Here is a 15,579-nt window from a genome sequence, read left to right as displayed (position 1 = left end):
GGGCAGTGCACCCACGGCACCCGGGGTGGGCCGACCCCCTCGGCGGTTGCGCGTGTCGCGGGAACGTTACCGTATCGCGATCAGACAACCACTTCGACGCATTCGCCGGGTGGACTGCCCGAGATCCGTTCAGTCTCCAGGGCGTTCTGCAGGATGACCACCGCCGCAGCCTGGTCGATGCGGGAGCGGCCCTTCTTGGAGTTCACGCCGGACGCACGCATGCCGTGTGCAGCCGTGACTGTACTCATACGCTCGTCCACCAGCCGAACCGGCACCGGTGTGATCTTCCTCGCCAGCTCCTCGGCGAACGCACGGACCTTGGCCGCGGCCGGCCCCTCGCCCCCGTTGAGGGAACGCGGCAGGCCGGCCACGACCTCGATCGGTTCGTACTCCTCGACCAGCGCCGCCAGCCTCCGCCACGCAGCGGGCAGATCGCGCCCCGGCACCGTCTCGACCGGCGTCGCGAGCAGTCCGTCCGGATCGCTGCCGGCGACGCCGATGCGGGCATCACCCACGTCGACGGCGAGACGGCGCCCTCGGCGCATCAGGCGCTGCCGCTGTCTGTGACGAGCCGCTCGACGGCGGCGATCGCGTCCTCCACCGCCTCCGGGTTCTGCCCGCCGCCCTGGGCGACGTCCGGCTTCCCACCGCCTCCGCCGCCGAGTGCCTTGGCGGCGGCGCGCACCAGGTCACCGGCCCTCAGACCGCGGTCCCGGGCGGCGTCGTTCGTCGCGATCACGGTCAGCGGGCGGCCACCTGTGACGGCGAACAGAGCGACGACGGCGGGACGCGAACCCGGGATGCGCTGACGGACGTCGAGCACGAGAGTGCGCAGGTCCTCCTGGGCGGTGCCGTCCGGGACACGTGCGGCGGCGAGCGCCACGCCCCGTACGTCCGTGGCGCCTTCGGCGATGCCGGCGGCGGCCTGGAGGACCTTTTCCGCGCGGAAGCGCTCGATCTCCTTCTCGGCGTCCTTCAGCCGGGTCACCATCGAGGAGATCCGCTCCGGCAGCTCCTCGGGACGGCCCTTGACCAGGTCCGTGAGCTGGGAGACGACCGTGTGCTCACGGGCGAGGAACTTGTATGCGTCGACGCCGACGAGCGCCTCCACACGCCGCACCCCGGAGCCGATGGAGGACTCGCCCAGCAGCTTGACCAGGCCGAGCTGCGCGGTGTTGTGGACGTGGGTGCCGCCGCACAGCTCCTTGGAGAAGTCGCCGATCGTCACCACACGCACCCGCTCGCCGTACTTCTCGCCGAACTCGGCCAGCGCGCCCTGCTTCCTGGCGTCGTCGATGCCCATGTACTCGGCGGAGACGTCGAGTTCGCGGGCGAGAACCTCGTTGATCCTCTGCTCGACGTCCGTGAGGACCGTGCCGGGCACGGCCGACGGCGAGCCGAAGTCGAAGCGGAACCGGCCGGGCGAGTTCTCCGAGCCGGCCTGGGCGGCCGTCGGCCCGAGGGCGTCGCGCAGCGCCTGGTGCGTGAGGTGAGTGGCGCTGTGGGCGCGGGCGATGGAGCGGCGCCGGTCCACATCGATCTGCGCGTGCGCGGACGAGCCGACGGTCACCTCGCCGACCTGGACCACGCCCTTGTGCACGAAGACGCCGGTGACGGGTTGCTGCACGTCCCGGACCTCGATGACGGCGCCGCTCTCCAGGCGGAGGCGGCCGGTGTCGGCGAGCTGGCCGCCGCCCTCGGCGTAGAACGGAGTGCGGTCGAGGACGACTTCGACCTCGTCGCCCTCGTGGGCCGCGGGCGCCGAGACGCCGTCGACGAGGAGACCCACGACCGAGGCCTCGCCGGCCGTGTGCTTGTAGCCCGTGAAGTCGGTGGTGCCGCTCCTGTCGGCGATCTCGCGGTACGCGGAGAGGTCGGCGTGGCCCTGCTTCTTGGACCTGGCGTCGGCCTTGGCACGGTCGCGCTGCTCCTGCATCAGCCGCCGGAATCCCGACTCATCGACGGAGAGGCCCTGTTCGGCGGCCATCTCCAGCGTGAGGTCGATCGGGAAGCCCCAGGTGTCGTGGAGCAGGAACGCCTTCTCCCCCGGGAGGACCGTGCTGCCGGAGGCCTGGGTCTCGGTGACGGCGGTGTCCAGGATGTTGGTGCCGGAACGCAGGGTCTTGAGGAACGCGGCCTCCTCGGCGAGAGCGACCGTCTCGATGCGCTTGCGGTCCGTCTCCAGCTCCGGGTACTGCGGCGCCATGGCCTTGATGACGGTGTCCGTCAGCTCGGCGACCGTCGGCCCGCTCGCGCCGAGGATACGCATGTTGCGGATGGCGCGGCGCATGATGCGGCGCAGGACGTAGCCGCGGCCCTCGTTGCCGGGGGTGACGCCGTCGCCGATGAGCATGATCGCGGTACGGATGTGGTCGGCGACCACGCGCAGCGAGACGTCGGTCTTCTCCGCGTCGCCGTAGCGCACCCCGGTCAGTTCGGTGGCCTTGTCGAGCACCATGCGCGAAGTGTCGATCTCGTACATGTTGCGCACGCCCTGCAGCACCATCGCCAGGCGCTCGAAGCCGAGTCCGGTGTCGATGTTCTGGCTGGGCAGGTCGCCCAGGATCGGGTAGTCCTTGCCCTCGCCCGGCCCGCGCTCGTACTGCATGAACACCAGGTTCCACAGCTCGACGTAGCGCTCGCCGTTGACGGCGGGGCCGCCCTCGGGGCCGTACTCGGGGCCGCGGTCGTAGCTGATCTCCGAACAGGGGCCGCAGGGGCCCGGGACGCCCATGTCCCAGTAGTTCTCGTCCTTGCCGAGGCGCTGGATGCGCTCGGCGGGGACTCCGACGACGTCGCGCCAGATGCGCTCGGCCTCGTCGTCCTCCTCGTAGACGGTGATCCACAGACGCTCGGGGTCCAGACCGTAACCGCCCTTGTCCTGCGGGGTGGTCATCAGCTCCCAGGCGTACTTCGCGGCGCCCTCCTTGAAGTAGTCGCCGAAGGAGAAGTTGCCGCACATCTGGAAGAACGTGCCGTGGCGCGTGGTCTTGCCGACCTCTTCGATGTCCGGCGTGCGCACGCACTTCTGCACGCTCGTGGCACGGTCGTACGGCGCCTTGACCTCGCCGAGGAAGTACGGCTTGAAGGGGACCATGCCTGCCGGGACCAGCAGCAGCGTCGGGTCGTCCGCGATGAGCGACGCCGACGGCACGACGGTGTGCCCCCGCTCCTCGAAGAAGCGCAGCCAGCGGCGGCGGATTTCAGCCGACTCCATCAGTGGTCCTCGTTTCGGTCGTGTGGTCGGTCGGGGCCCTGCCGGTGGTGCGCCGGGCCCAGTTCTGCCCTGCGGGCCTGGGCGGGGAGCCCGCGGCCCTGGCCGGCCGGCGGTGCGGACAGCCCGAGAGCGTCGTTCAACTCGCCTTCGCGCTGGGCCATTCCGGCCCGTACGTCGAGAGCGAAGTCCTTGAGGCGGTGGCCGCCCTGGACGGCCTTGTCGGCGGCACGCACCGCGAGCGCGTCGGGCGCGAGGGAGCGCAGCTTGCGCTGGACCTTGGCGGTCGCCCACACACCGGCTGCGGCGCCGGTGGTGAACCAGAAGGCTCGGCGGAACATCTGCGGATCAGCCCTTCCCTCGTTCACGCCCGCGCCCGCCGCGCCGGGCACCCGGCAGCGTGCGGGAGACGACGACGGGCGGCGGCGTCTGCTGTGCGGAGCCCTTCGCCTTCCGGCCGAGCGCACGCCGTACGCCGTAGCCGAAGGCCGCGACCTTCACCAGCGGTCCGCCGAATGTGGTCGAGACGGTGGAGGAGAGCGCAGAGGCGTTGGAGGCGACCTCCTGGACGTCCGTCGCGATCGCGTCCACCCGGGCCAGCTGGGTCTGCGCGGAGCGCACCGTCGCGGACGCCTCTCCCAGCAGGGGGACGGCCCGTTCCGTCACACCCGTCACCAGCTTGGTGGCCGCCTTGAGCGTCTGTGCGAGCCTCACCAGCACCACGGCGAGGAACGAGACCAGAATCGCCCAGAAGACCGCCACGAGGAGGCCGGCCACTTCTCCACCGGACACGCTGCACCGCTTCCCTCGGGTCGTTCGGGGTCCGCCTCCGCTCCGGGACGCGCTCGCTCGCGGACCGCGTCCGGCACCCGCTGCGGGCAGCGGAGGCTGGTACCGAGCCTATCGCGCCCGCGAGTGCCGCTCGTACCGCATAAATGACGGCATCGGAGCAGGAGGGAGGGCGTGCTCCGCCGGCGGAGCAGGTGCGGCCGTGACGGCACAGCCCGCGACGGACGCAGCGGACAGCCCCGAAAGGGCCCGTGCGGCAAGGGCGTTGCACCAGGTCGGGGTGAACATGTGCACGCCCGGGGCGGGTTGAGGCCTCACGGGTGCGCGGCAGCCCGCCGCGCCGGCGCCGGGCGCACAGGGCCCGGCGCACGCGGCAGGCGGGCTGTGCCGTCCTGTTGCGCGCTCCGCGGGCTCAGCGACGGCGAAGGGCGCCGCACGCGCGGTCCGGGCGTGCCGCCCGGCTGTGCCGCCCCCGTCGCTCCCGCGGGCTCAGCGTGCGTAGTACTCGATGACCATCTGCTCGTCGCAAACCACAGGAATCTCCTTGCGGTTGGGCGTGCGGTCCAGGCGGAACGCGAGCGCCTCCAGGTTGACCTCGAGGTAGCGCGGAGTCTCACCGTCGGGCGCGTAGCCGCCCTCGCGTGCGACCAGGAAGGGGTGCTTGGTGCGGCTGCGCTCGCGGACGCGCACCACGTCGTCCGGCTTGAGCCGGTAGGAGGGCTTGTCGACCTTCCGGTCGTTCACGGCGATGTGCCCGTGCACGACCATCTGACGGGCCTGGTAGATCGTACGGGCCAGGCCGGAGCGGAGCACGAGCGCGTCGAGGCGCCGCTCGAGCTCGATGACGAGCGCGTCGCTGGTCTTGCCTTCCGTCTTGCGGGCGCGGTCGTAGGCGCGGACCATCTGGCGCTCGCTGATGTCGTACTGGGCACGCAGACGCTGCTTCTCCAGCAGCCGGACCTTGTAGTCACTGTTCTGCTTGCGGCCCCGGCCGTGCTCCCCCGGCGGGTAGGGCCGGTGCTCGAAGTACTTCACGGCCTTCGGGGTCAGCGCGATGCCGAGCGCACGCGACTTCTTGACCTTGGGACGCGACTGGTTCACTGAACAGACCTCCATGTAAGTTAGGTGAGGCTTACCTTAGCGGAGGAGAACGTATGTTTCGACCTGGGATTCCCCGCTCCGGCATTGACACCGGCCGGGGACAGCCGCGTCCCGTGGAAGACGCCCGGGCACCTACTGCCGCAGAGCGCGTACGAACTCTCGTGGAATCCAGCGTATCGGCCGTGCTGGACATTCCCGGAGTCCGGTCGGCGGACCCGGCGCCGTCCGGACACGGCAGCCCGGAGGCCCGCGCCGTCACGGACGACGGTGACGTGGTCCTCCTCGTCCCCGCCTCCTCGCAGGCCGCACAGGTCGCGGAACACGCAAGCGGCGACGAGCTCGTCGCGGTGATGGAAATCACCGACGTCGCCCCCGTCGCGGTCCCGCGCCGCATACGGGGCAGGGCACGGGTGGCGGGCTGGCTGACCGCGGCGCGGCCCGGTGAACGTGCCGCGCTCGCACGGCTGCTGTCCGAGCGGCACCCGGCCGGGCCACCCGCCGCCGAGATGGCGTGGGTCCTGCTGCGGCTGGAGGTCGGCGAGGCGCACATCGAGGATCTGTGGGGCTCCGACGCGGTCGAACCCGACGACTTCGCGGCGGCGGCACCGGATCCGCTGGCGCCCCACGAGGCGGAGCTGCTCCAGCACCTGGCCTCCTCGCACGACGATCAGATGCGCACCCTGTGCTCGCTCCTGGGCGACTCCGGGCCGGCCTGCGCGGCCGAGGGCGCCCGGGCGGTTCCACTGGCTCTGGACCGCTACGGGATGCGGGTGCGGTTCTGCGACCTCGAGGGGCAACCCCCTTCGGCGTGCTTCGACGCCCGGTTCGAGTTCCCGGAACCGGTCGACGAGGTCGCTGGGCTGCGGCGGGCGATGCGTCTCCTCTTCGAAGCCGCCGCACAGTAACGGGCGCCGGCGCATGCACGGGGGAAGGTGTGCGGTGGTGCGCAAACCCGGCCGGCGCCCGTCCCGTCCGGCTCAACCCTCCTGCGGCTTGCGGGACTTGTGGGCCTCCTCCGCGGCCCGTGGTTCCTCGGACGCCGGGGCGGCGCCGCGCAGCCGCTCTCGAACCCGCTCGGCCACCTCGGCGTAGCGGGCCTCGGCGCCGTAGCGCGTCGGTTCGTAGTAGCGCTTGCCGTGGATCGCGTCCGGGGCGTACTGCTGTGCCGCGATGCCGCCCGGCAGGTCGTGCGGGTACTGGTATCCCTTGCCGTGGCCGAGCTTCGCCGAGCCCTGGTAGTGGGTGTCGCGCAGATGTGCGGGGACGGGCCCTGCCGCCCCGTTCCGTACGTCGGCGAGGGCTGCGTCGACGGCGAGATACGCGGCATTCGACTTCGGGGCGAGGGCGAGTGCGACGACCGCGTGGCCCAGGGTGATGCGGGCCTCGGGAAAGCCGATCATGGCGACTGCCTGGGCCGCCGCCACCGCCGTCTGGAGCGCTGTCGGATCGGCCAGGCCGATGTCCTCGCTGGCAGAGATCATCAGGCGGCGGGCGATGAACCGGGGGTCCTCCCCCGCCTCGATCATCCGGGCCAGGTAGTGCAGCGAGGCGTCGACGTCCGAGCCGCGGATGGACTTGATCAGAGCGCTCGCGACGTCGTAGTGCTGGTCGCCGTCGCGGTCGTAGGTGACGGCCGCCCTGTCGACCGCCTCTTCCAGAGTGGCGAGAGTGACGGCCCGCTCCCCCTTGGCGAGCGCGGCGCCGGCACCCGCCTCCAGCGCGGTCAGCGCACGCCGCGCGTCGCCTCCCGCGATGCGCAGCAGATGGCTCTCCGATTCGGGCGGAAGCGTGACCGAGCCGCCGAGGCCGCGTTCCTCTTCCACCGCGCGGCGCAGCAGGGAGCGCACGTCCTCGTCGGTGAGGGCCTCCAGCGTCAGCAGGAGCGAGCGCGACAGGAGCGGGGAGATCACCGAGAAGTACGGGTTCTCGGTCGTCGCCGCGATCAGGGTGACCCAGCGGTTCTCGACGGCGGGCAGCAGGGAGTCCTGCTGGGCCTTGCTGAACCGGTGGATCTCGTCGAGGAAGAGGACGGTGTCCTTGCTGTACGCACCGGTCGAACGCCGCGCGCTCTCGATGACCGCCCGGACTTCCTTGACGCCCGCGGTGATGGCGGAGAGTTCCACGAAGCGCTTCTCCGTCGCCTGGCTGACGACGTACGCCAGGGTGGTCTTGCCGGTGCCCGGCGGGCCCCACAGCATGACCGACGAAGGCCCGGCGGGGCCACCGCCGCCCTCCCCGACCAGGCGGCGCAGCGGAGACCCGGGCCGCAGCAGGTGCTGCTGGCCCACGACGTCGTCCAGAGTGCGGGGACGCATCCGTACCGCCAGCGGGCTGGCCGACGGATCCTTCTCCCGGCGTTCCTCTGCGGCCGCGGTGAACAGGTCGGGTTCCACGTCAGGAACCCTAAATCAACCCTCCGACAGCGGTGACGGGAGTGCCTCGGCCCGCGGCCTCAGCCCGTCCAGAACTCCCACCAGCGCATGAGGACCAGGAGGCCGATGACACCGATGTGCAGGACCGGCAGCACCCAGGGGAACTCGTCGAGAAAGCCCCGGGCGGGCGCCGGCGCGGGCAGGAAGCCGTGCCGCACGTTGTGCGCCGTCACGTACCAGAACATGACGATGGTGGCGACCCATGCGAGGCAGCACCACAGGCACAGGGCACCGATGTCGTACAGCGACTGGTACATCAGCCAGGTGCAGAACCCGACGCCGAAGAGCGTGCCGGCGTTGAACGTCAGCCAGTACCAGCGCGGGAAGCGAGCGCCCGCGAGCAGGCTCATCCCGACGCCGATCACGATCCCGTACGCCACGAGACCGATCATCGGGTTCGGCACCCCGAAGGCCTCGGCCTGCTCGCTCTTCATGATGTTGCCGCAGGAGATGACCGGGTTGAGACTGCACGCGGGTGTGAAGTCCGGATTCTCCGCCAGCTTGATCTTGTCGAGAGTGATCACCCAGGCCGAGAGCAGTCCCGCGGCCCCCGTGACCAACAGCATCCAGGCGAAGGCACGTCCGGCGCCGACGACGCTCCTGGGAGACTCGTCCGTGCCCGTGCGAGCGTCGTCGAGGGGTGCCGTCATGGTCATGAGCCCTAGTTCCCGTCCTCGGTCGTGTTCTGCCCCGTCTGCCGCTTCATTCTGCACCAAGGCCCACCGTCTCAGCGGAGTTTCGCGGCCACCTCGGCCACGACTCCGTCGAGCGCCACGGCGGTCTGCTCACCGGTGTGCAGGTCCTTCAACTGCGCCACGCCCTGAGCCAGGTCCCGCTCCCCGACCAGCAACGCGTAGCGCGCGCCGGAACGATTGGCCGACTTCATCGCGTTCTTCATGCCCTTGCCGCCGTACGCGAAGTCGGCCGCGACGCCCTCCCGGCGCAGCTCGGTGACCACCCGGAAGAGCGCGCGACGCGCCTCGTCACCGATCGGCACCGCGAACACGTCGGTGGTCGCAGGCAGTTCGAGCTCCACGCCCTCCGCGCGCAGCGCCAGGACGGTGCGGTCGACGCCCAGGGCCCAGCCGACGGACGGCAGCGCCGGGCCGCCGATCATCTCGGACAGCCCGTCGTAGCGGCCGCCGCCGCCGACGGCGGACTGCGAACCGAGTCCGTCGTGCACGAACTCGAACGTGGTGCGCGTGTAGTAGTCCAGGCCGCGCACCAGACGAGGGTCGTCCACGTAGGCGACGCCCGCCGCCGTCAGCAGCTCCCGCACCTGCTCGTGGTACGACTTGCACGCCTCGCACAGGTGGTCGCGCATCATCGGCGCCTCCGCGAGCTGACGCTGGACACTCTCGCGCTTGTCGTCCAGGACCCGCAGGGGGTTGATCTCGATGCGGCGGCGCGTGTCCTCGTCGAGTTCCAGACGCCTCAGGAACTCCTGGAGCGCAGCGCGGTAGACGGGCCGGCACTCCTTGTCCCCGAGGGAGTTGAGCAGGATGCGGAAGTCGCGCAGCCCGAGCGAGCGGTACGCGTCGTGCGCCAGGATGACCAACTCGGCGTCCAGCGAGGGGTCTTCGGCGCCGATCGCCTCGGCGCCCACCTGCGAGAAGTGCCGGTAGCGGCCCTTCTGGGGACGCTCGTAGCGATAGTACGAGCCCGAATACCACAGCTTCACCGGGAGGTTGCCGCTCTTGTGGAGGCTGGCCTCCAGGGCGGCGCGCAGCACGGAGGCGGTCCCCTCCGGGCGCAGAGCGAGCTCGTCGCCGCCCTTGGTGGTGAGGGTGTACATCTCCTTGGTGACGATGTCGGTGGACTCGCCGACACCGCGCGCGAACAGCTCGACCTGCTCGAAGCCCGGCGTCTCGGTGTAGCCGTACCCGGCCCGGCGCAGCGGCGCCGATAGCGCCTCACGCACCGCCAGGTAGTCCGCGGACTCGGGCGGGATGAGGTCGTAGGTGCCCTTGGGGGCCTTGAAGGTGGTCACGGAAGGTTCTCGTCACATTCCTCGTCGCGGGGCGGCGCCCGTAATGCCGCCGCCCGGCCCGGCGGCCACCTGCCGCATGAAGGGGTTGGTGGCACGCTCCCGGCCGATGGTCGTCTGGGGGCCGTGGCCCGAGAGCACCACGGTCTCGTCCTCCAGCGGCAGGCACACGCGCGCCAGCGACTGGAGGATCTCCTCGTGGTCGCCCCCGGGAAGGTCGGTGCGTCCGACGGAGCCGGCGAAGAGCAGGTCGCCCGAGAAGAACACCGGTGGCACATCGGCCTGTTCGGGCATCCTGAACGTCACCGACCCCTTGGTATGACCCGGTGCGTGCGTCACGGTCAGCTCCAGCCCGGCCAGATGCAGCGTGGTGCCGTCGGTCAGCTCCTCCACGTCATCCGGCTCGCCCACGGTCAGCTCTCCCATGAGCGGCTGCCCGATGCTGCGCCCCAGGGCCTTCTCGGGGTCGCTCATCATGTAGCGGTCCTCGGGGTGGATCCAGGCGGGCACGTCGTGGGCGCCGCACACGGGCACGACCGAGGCGACATGGTCGATGTGGCCGTGGGTCAGCACGACGGCGACCGGCTTGAGCCGGTGCTTGGCGACGGCCTCCTCGACGCCCTCGGTGGCCTGGTGGCCTGGGTCGATGATCACGCACTCCTCGCCGGCGGCGGGGGCGACCAGGTAGCAGTTGGTCCCCCAGGCCCCGGCGGGGAACCCGGCAACGAGCACGATCGTCCTTCAGTCGTCCGGAAACGGTCACGGCGCCCGGGTGTCCTGCCCGGGGGCGCCGGAGCCTGCGGCGGTCCGGCGCAATCCGCCCCGCCGATCAAGCTGGTCACAGCCTACCGGCGGCGGCAGCGCAGCGGCGAACCCGTATACGGTACGGGCGGACTCTGGTAGGTACGCACGCATCCCCACGCACGCACGCCCGAAGGAGAAGCTTCCGGTGGTCAGCAGCGAACAGCGCAGAAAGCAGCTCGCACGCGAGAAGTACCTCAGACAGCAGGAGCGCCGGGCGCAGCGCCGGCGCCGGGCCCGTCTGCGCACCATCGGGATCCTGGCCGGCAGCGCGCTCCTGATCGGGGCAGGCGCGGCCTACATGGCCTCCGGCGGTTTTGGGGGCGGCGAGAAGAAGGAGTCGTCCGCGGGCAAGGACCCGGATCCCTGCCGCAAGGCCGCGCCGGGCAAGCCGAACGGCAAGAAGTGGGAGAAGGAGCCCGCCCTCCGCATCGACGACTCCGCGACGTACGCGATGACGCTGCGAACGACTTGCGGGGACATCAGCTTCGAGATGGACGCGTCGAAAACCCCGCGCACGGTCAACTCCTTCCGCTTCCTTTCCGGGGAGAAGTTCTTCGACCACACCAAGTGCCACCGGCTCGTGAAGCAGGGTCCCTACGTCCTCCAGTGCGGCGACCCGACGGCCACCGGCAAGTCCGGCCCCGGCTACACGCTCCCGGACGAGAACCTGAAGGATCCGCGGGTGAAGGACGGCACCTACCCGGCGGGCACCGTCGCGATGGCGAACAGGTACCAGGCACAGACCGGGAAGGGCCGGGACACCGGGGGCAGCCAGTTCTTCCTGGTTTTCAAGGACAGCAAGCTGCCGCCGGACTTCACACCGTTCGGGAAGATCACCGAGGGCATGGACGTGCTGAAGAAGATCGCCGACGCCGGTTCGAGGCCGGAACCGGAGAACCGGAACACCGCCCCGATCGCGACCGTGGTGATCGAGGAGACCTCCGTGCGCAAGTCCTGACCGGCCCGGGCGTATACGCACAAGGGCCTTCGCGTGCACAATTTCGCTCCACCGGCATGCGGACAGCGCGGGCGCCGTTCGCCTATGTTGGCAGTGACGAGATCTGTGGACGATGCCGGGGGGCCCGCACCCAGCCTGGGCATCTTGTGGAGGAGGCGCTGTGAGCAGCGACCCGTGGGGCCGCGTCGATGAGGCGGGGACCGTATACGTGCGTACAGCCGACGGCGAGAAGGTCGCCGGATCGTGGCAGGCAGGCTCCCCGGAGGAAGCGCTCGCCTACTTCACGCGCAAGTACGAGGGCCTGGTCGTGGAGATCGGCCTCCTGGAGCGGCGTGTGCAGACCACCGATCTGTCCGCCAAGGACGCCACCACTGCGATCGAGCACCTGCGCGAGCAGGTTGACGCGCATCACGCCGTGGGTGACCTGGAGGCGCTCAGCAAGCGCCTCGACGCCCTGACGGTGGCCGTGGAAAAGCGCCGCGAGGAGCGCAAGGCCGAGAAGGCACAGCAGAACGAGCGAGCGCGCCGTTCCAAGGAAGAGCTGGTCAGCGAGGCGGAGGAGCTGGCGCAGAGCGAGCAGTGGCGGGCCGCCGGCGAGCGGCTGCGCACCCTGGTCGAGAACTGGAAGCGCCTGCCGCGGCTCGACCGCAAGACCGACGACGAACTGTGGCGCCGCTTCTCCCATGCCCGTTCGGCCTTCTCCAAGCGGCGCAAGGCCCACTTCGCCCAGCTCGACGCGCAGCGGGAGGAGGCCCGCCGGCGCAAGGAGAAGCTGGTGGCCGAGGCCCAGGCGCTCTCCGACTCCCGCGACTGGGGTCCCACGGCGGCCAAGTACCGCGAGCTGATGCAGGAGTGGAAGGCCGCCGGGCGTGCGCAGCGGGAGAACGAGGAGGACCTGTGGCAGCGCTTCCGCGGCGCCCAGGACGTCTTCTTCCAGGCCCGCAGCGAGGTGTTCGCCGAACGCGACGTCGAGCAGCGGGAGAACCTGGCCCGCAAGGAGGAGCTGGCCGCCGAGGCGGAGAAGCTGCTTCCGGTCACGGATCTGAAGACGGCCCGGGGCTCGTTCCGCGCCATCAACGAGCGCTGGGACGCCGTGGGACATGTGCCCCGTGACGCCCGGCCCCGGATCGAGGCCCGCATGCACGCGGTGGAGCGGGCGATCCAGGAGGCCGAGGAGGCCGAGTGGCGCCGTACGAACCCCGAGGCGCGGGCACGAGCGGCGGGGCTGACGGGCCAGCTTCAGGACGCCGTCGAGAAGCTGCGCGGCCAGGCCGAGAAGGCCCGCGCGGCGGGGAACACGGCCAAGGCCGAGAAGCTGGAGAAGGAGCTCGCCGGCCGCCAGGAGCTGCTGGACCAGGCCATGAAGGGCCTGGAGGAGTTCGGGGGCTGACCGGGAACCGGAGACTCCGCAGCCGAGAGCCGATGCGCCGTCTGCCGTGGCAGGCGGCGCACCGTCGTTGTACGCGCACCTGGGGCCGAGGGCCGAGGCACCGCGGCCGGGCCGACTCCGGGGGTCAGGACGGCCGTCGGGCCGAGGTCACCCGGTAGACGTCGTAGACGCCCTCCACGCTGCGGACCGCCTTCAGCACGTGCCCGAGATGCTTCGGGTCGCCCATCTCGAAGGTGAAGCGGGAGGTGGCGACCCGGTCCCGGGACGTCTGCACGGCCGCCGAGAGGATGTTGACGTGCTGGTCGGAGAGGATGCGCGTGACGTCCGAGAGCAGCCGCGAGCGGTCGAGCGCCTCGACCTGGATGGCCACGAGGAAGACGGACGACTGGCTGGGCGCCCACTCCACGTCGATGATCCGCTCGGGTTCCTTCGTCAGGGAGTCCACGTTGACGCAGTCCGTGCGGTGGACGGAGACGCCGTTGCCCCTCGTGACGAAGCCGATGACGGGATCACCGGGTACGGGCGTACAGCAGCGGGCCAGCTTGACCCACACGTCGTCCACGCCCTTGACGACGACGCCCGGGTCGGAGTTCGCCCGCCGCTTGGCACGGCGAGTGGCGGCCGGCATGGGCGGCGCCGTCTCGGCCAGGTCCTCGTTGGCGGCGTCCTCCCCGCCGAGGGACTGCACGAGCTTCTGAACGACGCTCTGCGCCGAGACATGGCCCTCGCCGATGGCGGCGTACAGGGCGGAGATGTCGGCATAGCGCATCTCGTGGGCGAGGGTGACGAGGGAGTCGCCGGTGAGGATGCGCTGGATCGGCAGGTTCTGCTTGCGCATGGCGCGGACGATGGCGTCCTTGCCCTGCTCGATGGCCTCGTCGCGGCGTTCCTTGGTGAACCAGGCCCGGATCTTGTTGCGGGCGCGGGGCGACTTGACGAAGCCGAGCCAGTCGCGGGAAGGCCCGGCGCCCGGTGACTTGGAGGTGAAGACCTCGACCGTGTCGCCGTTCTCGAGCGTCGACTCCAGCGGTACGAGTCGTCCGTTGACGCGGGCTCCGATGGTGCGGTGCCCGACCTCGGTGTGCACCGCGTAGGCGAAGTCGACGGGCGTGGCCTCCGCGGGCAGCGCGATGACGTCGCCCTTCGGGGTGAAGACGAAGACCTCGTTGCGGGAGAGGTCGAAGCGCAGCGACTCCAGGAACTCGCCCGGGTCCTCGGTCTCCTTCTGCCAGTCCAGCAGCTGGCGCAGCCAGGACATGTCGTTGACGTGCTCGTCGCCCTTGCCGGTGCCCTTGGGGACGTCCGTGCGCACCTTGGAGGCCCCGGCGACGGCCTGCTGCTTGTACTTCCAGTGGGCGGCGATGCCGTACTCGGCGCGGCGGTGCATGTCGAAGGTGCGGATCTGCAGCTCGACGGGCTTGCCCCCGGGCCCTATCACCGTCGTGTGCAGCGACTGGTACATGTTGAACTTCGGCATCGCGATGTAGTCCTTGAACCGGCCGGGGACCGGGTTCCACCGGGCGTGCACGGTGCCCAGCGCCGCGTAGCAGTCGCGGACGGTGTCCACCAGGACGCGGATGCCGACCAGGTCGTAGATCTCCGCGAAGTCCCGGCCACGGACGATCATCTTCTGGTACACGCTGTAGTAGTGCTTCGGACGGCCGGTGACCGTGGCCTTGATACGGGCGGCGCGCAGGTCGGCCTGGACCTCGTCGGTGACGACGGCCAGATAGTCGTCCCGCTTCGGCGCACGCTCGGCGACGAGCCGCACGATCTCGTCGTACATCTTCGGGTAGAGGATCGCGAAGGCGAGGTCCTCCAGTTCCCACTTGATGGTGTTCATGCCGAGGCGGTGCGCGAGCGGAGCGAAGATCTCCAGGGTCTCCCGGGCCTTCTGCTCCTGCTTCGCCCGCTTCAGATAGCGCATGGTGCGCATGTTGTGCAGGCGGTCGGCGAGCTTGATGACCAGCACCCGCGGGTCCTTGGCCATGGCGACGACCATCTTGCGTACCGTCTCCGCCTGCGCCGCCTCGCCGAACTTGACCTTGTCCAGCTTGGTGACGCCGTCGACGAGGAGGGCCACCTGCTCGCCGAAGTCGCGCCGGAGGGCCTCCAGGCCGTACTCGGTGTCTTCGACGGTGTCGTGGAGCAGCCCCGCCATGAGCGTCGCCGGGTCCATCCCGAGCTCCGCGAGAATGGTGGTGACGGCGAGCGGGTGCGTGATGTACGGGTCGCCGCTCTTGCGCTTCTGACCGCGGTGCCAGCGCTCCGCGACCTGGTAGGCGTGCTCGATCTGGCGCAGCGTCGCCGACTCGATCTTCGGGTCGTTGCCGCGCACTATCCGCAGCAGCGGTTCCAGGACGGGGTTGAAGGGACTGGAACGCTGCACGCCGAGACGCGCGAGACGGGCCCGTACGCGGTTGGAGGAGCCGGAGCGGCCCGAGACACCGGAGACGGCGCGGGCGGGGGCCACACGCTCGCTGTGCGCCTTGCTGTCCGAGGGGTCCGCCGCGGCGGCAGTGCCGTGCTCCTCCACGGTGGGACCGGCGGGATTGGCGCCGCTTGCGTCCTCGTACGCGGAACCGGTCGTGCCGCGGCTGCCGTGCTGCCGGCCGGCAGGCGTACGGGAAACGCGATGCTCGCGCTGCTCAGCGGCCTCGGCCCCGTCCCGAGGCAGCTCGTCCGGGGCCGCGGCGAGTGCGCCGGGCCCGCCGGGCTCGGCGTCGTGACGCTGTGCCGCCGCGTACGGCTGGGCCTCGTCTGGCAAGAGCACTCCTCGTTGGACCCCAGGTCGGACTGCTGCCATGGTATCGACCCCGGAGGCGACCCCGCCCGCCACCGGCGGTGCGGCCACAGCACGAAGGCGGTCACCCGCGTCTCCTGGGGAGAACGTACCGGGTGACC

13 protein-coding genes are annotated in these 15,579 nt (G+C 70.7%); 3 read left to right on the top strand and 10 right to left on the bottom strand.

What is annotated here, in order from left to right; translation table 11 throughout:
- Positions 1–80: 80 nt before the first annotated feature.
- The 5 genes from ruvX to rpsD all read right to left on the bottom strand — a co-directional run bounded on the left by ruvX (position 81) and on the right by rpsD (position 5,119).
- Positions 81–545 carry a Holliday junction resolvase RuvX gene (gene ruvX, locus H180DRAFT_RS19245; RefSeq protein ID WP_055487337.1) on the bottom strand — a complete coding sequence of 155 codons (465 nt, stop codon included), beginning with the start codon at positions 543–545 and terminating at the stop codon, positions 81–83.
- Positions 545–3,217 carry an alanine--tRNA ligase gene (alaS, locus tag H180DRAFT_RS19240; RefSeq protein ID WP_055487336.1) on the bottom strand — a complete coding sequence of 891 codons (2,673 nt, stop codon included), beginning with the start codon at positions 3,215–3,217 and terminating at the stop codon, positions 545–547. The genes ruvX and alaS overlap by 1 nt, the downstream gene beginning before the upstream one ends.
- The gene (locus H180DRAFT_RS19235) at positions 3,217–3,555 is read right to left on the bottom strand and encodes a DUF6167 family protein (protein ID WP_055487335.1); all 339 of its coding nucleotides are present in this window, start codon (positions 3,553–3,555) and stop codon (positions 3,217–3,219) included. Before H180DRAFT_RS19235 ends, alaS begins: the two co-directional genes overlap by 1 nt.
- Positions 3,556–3,562: 7 nt before the next feature.
- Positions 3,563–4,006 carry a DUF948 domain-containing protein gene (locus tag H180DRAFT_RS19230; protein ID WP_055487334.1) on the bottom strand — a complete coding sequence of 148 codons (444 nt, stop codon included), beginning with the start codon at positions 4,004–4,006 and terminating at the stop codon, positions 3,563–3,565.
- A gap of 486 nt (positions 4,007–4,492) precedes the next feature.
- Positions 4,493–5,119, bottom strand: coding sequence for a 30S ribosomal protein S4 (gene rpsD, locus H180DRAFT_RS19225; protein ID WP_055487333.1), 627 nt, complete (start codon positions 5,117–5,119; stop codon positions 4,493–4,495).
- 146 nt (positions 5,120–5,265) lie between these two features.
- On the opposite strand from rpsD, the gene H180DRAFT_RS19220 reads away from it, so the two are divergent.
- Positions 5,266–6,009 carry a DUF2470 domain-containing protein gene (locus H180DRAFT_RS19220; RefSeq protein ID WP_254666083.1) on the top strand — a complete coding sequence of 248 codons (744 nt, stop codon included), beginning with the start codon at positions 5,266–5,268 and terminating at the stop codon, positions 6,007–6,009.
- A gap of 72 nt (positions 6,010–6,081) precedes the next feature.
- Here H180DRAFT_RS19220 and H180DRAFT_RS19215 read toward each other — a convergent pair whose 3' ends face one another.
- The 4 genes from H180DRAFT_RS19215 to H180DRAFT_RS19200 all read right to left on the bottom strand — a co-directional run bounded on the left by H180DRAFT_RS19215 (position 6,082) and on the right by H180DRAFT_RS19200 (position 10,255).
- Positions 6,082–7,497 carry a replication-associated recombination protein A gene (locus H180DRAFT_RS19215; RefSeq protein WP_055487331.1) on the bottom strand — a complete coding sequence of 472 codons (1,416 nt, stop codon included), beginning with the start codon at positions 7,495–7,497 and terminating at the stop codon, positions 6,082–6,084.
- Between the two features lie 59 nt (positions 7,498–7,556).
- Entirely contained in the window at positions 7,557–8,192 is a 636-nt protein-coding gene (locus H180DRAFT_RS19210) for a vitamin K epoxide reductase family protein (protein WP_055487330.1), read from the bottom strand.
- A 71-nt stretch (positions 8,193–8,263) separates the two neighbouring features.
- Complete coding sequence (gene hisS / locus H180DRAFT_RS19205; protein ID WP_055487329.1) at positions 8,264–9,526, bottom strand: histidine--tRNA ligase; 1,263 nt, start codon at positions 9,524–9,526, stop codon at positions 8,264–8,266.
- A gap of 12 nt (positions 9,527–9,538) precedes the next feature.
- The gene (locus H180DRAFT_RS19200) at positions 9,539–10,255 is read right to left on the bottom strand and encodes an MBL fold metallo-hydrolase (RefSeq protein ID WP_055487328.1); all 717 of its coding nucleotides are present in this window, start codon (positions 10,253–10,255) and stop codon (positions 9,539–9,541) included.
- 217 nt (positions 10,256–10,472) lie between these two features.
- Between H180DRAFT_RS19200 and H180DRAFT_RS19195 the strand changes: the two genes are divergently transcribed.
- A complete protein-coding gene (locus H180DRAFT_RS19195; protein ID WP_055487327.1) occupies positions 10,473–11,285 on the top strand; it encodes a peptidylprolyl isomerase in 813 nt (270 codons plus the stop codon).
- Positions 11,286–11,445: 160 nt separating this feature from the next.
- Positions 11,446–12,675, top strand: a complete 1,230-nt coding sequence (locus tag H180DRAFT_RS19190; protein WP_055487326.1) for a DUF349 domain-containing protein — start codon at positions 11,446–11,448, stop codon at positions 12,673–12,675.
- Between the two features lie 124 nt (positions 12,676–12,799).
- On the opposite strand, the gene H180DRAFT_RS19185 is transcribed toward H180DRAFT_RS19190, so the two are convergent.
- The gene (locus H180DRAFT_RS19185; protein ID WP_107097697.1) at positions 12,800–15,448 is read right to left on the bottom strand and encodes a RelA/SpoT family protein; all 2,649 of its coding nucleotides are present in this window, start codon (positions 15,446–15,448) and stop codon (positions 12,800–12,802) included.
- Positions 15,449–15,579 lie beyond the last annotated feature (131 nt).

Source organism: Streptomyces sp. WMMB 322 (assembly GCF_900090145.1).
Lineage (GTDB): Bacteria > Actinomycetota > Actinomycetes > Streptomycetales > Streptomycetaceae > Streptomyces.
Note: the sequence above shows the minus strand (reverse complement) of the source record. Positions and strands in the feature narration are given on the sequence as shown.

Coding starts and splice junctions, on each gene's coding strand:
- H180DRAFT_RS19235 (WP_055487335.1), bottom strand. CDS start 3,555: ATGTTCCGCCGAGCCTTCTGGTTCACCACCGGCGCCGCAGCCGGTGTG.
- ruvX (WP_055487337.1), bottom strand. CDS start 545: ATGCGCCGAGGGCGCCGTCTCGCCGTCGACGTGGGTGATGCCCGCATC.
- H180DRAFT_RS19210 (WP_055487330.1), bottom strand. CDS start 8,192: ATGACCATGACGGCACCCCTCGACGACGCTCGCACGGGCACGGACGAG.
- alaS (WP_055487336.1), bottom strand. CDS start 3,217: ATGGAGTCGGCTGAAATCCGCCGCCGCTGGCTGCGCTTCTTCGAGGAG.
- rpsD (WP_055487333.1), bottom strand. CDS start 5,119: ATGGAGGTCTGTTCAGTGAACCAGTCGCGTCCCAAGGTCAAGAAGTCG.